1 protein-coding gene is annotated in these 1,801 nt (G+C 46.2%); it reads left to right on the top strand.

Going from position 1 to position 1,801, the window contains the following annotated elements; all coding sequences use genetic code 11:
- Positions 1-234: 234 nt before the first annotated feature.
- A partial coding sequence (locus CIK99_RS00610) for an ISL3 family transposase (RefSeq protein ID WP_094378724.1) occupies positions 235-1,801 on the top strand: 1,567 nt, incomplete at its 3' end.

Genomic DNA, 1,801 nt, shown 5'->3' with positions numbered 1-1,801 from the left:
GGTTCTTCTGCAATTTAGTTGAAGAGCACACGTCTCAGCGTAAGTTACTGCCATAGCTTTTTTAAGCAGTCATCGCAATCAAAAGTTTTCAGGAAGTCCCCCTAAGTCAAGTTTAGTGAAACGATGCCGCATTTATACTTAATTAACTAATAATCAGATATTTATAACACAAAATATTAGGGCATTTCATATATTTTTTGTACCTTTATATCGCCAAACATAAAGTATCAAATCATGCAGAAATACCCTAATGGCGACAAAGTTACAACAAAAAATCCAAATTTCGGCAAGGCAAAAGAAAAAAAATTGCTCTGTGATGAAGGAATAACCCAGATTTATCTATCGTCCGACCTTCTCATTCATGAAGCAGAATACGAGAGTCTGACTTTTCACCTGTATGCATCATCGTCATTAGACTATGGCATATGCCCTTATTGCGGACATCACAGCCGTAGTGTTCACAGCAAGTATGTCAGGACAATACAGGATCTGTCAATCCTCGGAAACCGAGTCGTATTACGACTTGAGACGCGCAAGTTCTTCTGCCATAACGAGGAATGCCATAGGAAGACTTTTGCAGAGCAGCCCGGCGGTGAGGTGTTCCGTTATCGCAGGCGTACTTGTAGGTGCGAGAGGCTTGTGGCCCGTCAGGGCATATCCGTGTCCTCGGGATCTGCCAGCAGGCTGCTTGCTCGCATGGGCATAAATGTCAGTTCCTCTACTGTCCTGCGTGACTTGCATAGAATGCGGCCCTCGACCTACCCGGAAGTCAGGAAAATAGGCGTTGATGACTGGGCATGGCGCAAGGGTGTGACCTATGGGAGTATTGTTATCGACTACGAGAACGGCTGGCCCATTGACTTGCTTGTAGACAGGGAAACGGAGAGTTTCCGCCAGTGGTTGGAGGGACATGAGAAAGTATCCGTTGTCAGCCGTGACAGATCAACGGACTACAGTTCTGCCGTCGCATCCACGGGGCGGTCGATAAACGAGGTGGCAGACAAGTTCCATCTTGTAAAGAACATCTCAGACCGTATGACAAAGCTTGTCGCAGAAAACTATGCGGACTACCGGCAGGCTGTCAGAGATGAGGAACTGAATGTTATGCGAGCAGCAGGGAGCGAAAAACCTATGGCTATAGTAGGCAAAAGACTGCCGTCCTCCGACAAGCTGGACACGAGGCAGATTATATTTAACGAGGTAAAGGAACTACAGCGGATGGGATTCAAGCCGACGACTATCGCCAAGAAATTGGGCATAGCAAGGCAGACGGCTACAAAGTACTGCAAGTTTGAGTCGCTGCCTGCAAGGAACAGTAAGCTTCGAAACGGATATTATGAGTATGATGCATACGTGGAGCAGGAGGCGGCAAAAGGGAAGCCTCTCAGCACAATCCATAAAGAGATATGTTCCGTGGGATTTTCAGGCAGCCTGACGCCATTCTATGACCACTACAGATACCTCTCAGACGGCCATCGTGGATTCAGGGCTAAGACGTGGAAGCCAGACACCCGGAAGCTAAAGCCAAAGGACAACAGATCTGAACTGGTGCCGATAAAAGGTATAGCATCGATTATTGACAAAAGTATGAAGGGAAAGGAGATGGATGAGACTCAGAAATTGACGTTGCACACACTGATGAGACTGGACTGGTTTAGGGAAATGTATGAGGCTATGGAAAGCTTCTGCAATGTAATCAAAGGAAACGATACTACTGCACTCGTCAGATGGATGAAAAAATACTGGAAAACTAGGATATCTTCGCTTAAGACCTTTATCATCGGATTGAGACATGATTATC

Source organism: Prevotella sp. P5-92 (genome assembly GCF_002251245.1).
Lineage (GTDB): Bacteria > Bacteroidota > Bacteroidia > Bacteroidales > Bacteroidaceae > Prevotella.
The sequence above is the reverse complement of the archived record's forward strand: the minus strand, read 5'-3'. Positions and strand labels throughout refer to the sequence as shown.